Genomic DNA, 1,003 nt, shown 5'->3' with positions numbered 1-1,003 from the left:
CCGTGGCGTTGCTGACCGTGTAATTGCTCGCCAGGCCCGTGCCGTTGCCCAATGTGGCGCCAGTCACGGTGACGGTCTTGCCGGCACCCGCGTTCTGGTCGCTGAAGGCGCCCGACTGGCCGCTCAAGGTCAGCGTCTCGTTACCCACCAGGCCGTTCAAGATGCCGCCGCTCAGACTGGCTGTCGTCGTGCCGTCATAGGTCTTGTTGCCGGCGGTCACGCCGCTGACCGTCAAGGCCTTGGCCGAGATGTCGGCCGTCACGCCCGTGGCGTTGCTGACCGTGTAGTTGCTCGCCAGGCCCGTGCCGTTGCCCAAGGTAGCGCCAGTCACGGTGACGGTCTTGCCAGCCCCCGCGTTCTGATCGCTGAAGACACCCGACTGACCGGTCAAGGTCAGCGTCTCGTTACCCACCAGGCCGTTCAAGATGCCGCCGCTCAGACTGGCTGTCGTCGTGCCGTCATAGGTCTTGTTGCCGGCGGTCACGCCGCTGACCGTCAAGGCCTTGGCGTTGATATCGGCCGTCACGCCCGTGGCGTTGCTGACCGTGTAGTTGCTGGCCAGACCCGTGCCGTTGGCCAGGGTGGCGCCAGTCACGGTCACGGTCTGACCGGCGGCGACGTTCTTGTCCGCGAAAGTGCCCGTCTGGCCCGACAGAACCAAGGTCTCCGAACCCACCAGGCCATTGAGCGTTCCGCCCGACAGCGCTGCGGCGGTCGTGCCGTCATAAGTCTTGTTGCCCGCGGTCACGCCGCTGACCGTCAAGGCCTTGGCGTTGATGTCGGCCGTCACGCCCGTGGCGTTGCTGACCGTGTAATTGCTGGCCAGGCCCGTGCCGTTGCCCAGCGTGGCGCCCGTCACGGTGACGGTCTTGCCGGCACCCGCGTTCTGGTCGCTGAAAGCGCCCGACTGGCCAGACAACACCAGGGTTTCGTTACCGACCAGGCCATTGAGCGTTCCGCCCGAGAGCGTGGCCCCCGTTGTGCCGTCGTAGGTCTTGTTGCC

General features: G+C 66.3%; 1 protein-coding gene. It reads right to left on the bottom strand.

The annotated features are described in order from the left end of the window. The coding region (locus tag N0K08_RS23190) for a beta strand repeat-containing protein (protein WP_261502801.1) at positions 1 to 1,003 on the bottom strand (1,003 nt) is incomplete at both ends.

This window comes from Acidovorax bellezanensis (genome assembly GCF_025421555.1).
GTDB classification, from domain to species: domain Bacteria; phylum Pseudomonadota; class Gammaproteobacteria; order Burkholderiales; family Burkholderiaceae_C; genus Comamonas; species Comamonas bellezanensis.
Note: the sequence above shows the minus strand (reverse complement) of the source record. Positions and strands in the feature narration are given on the sequence as shown.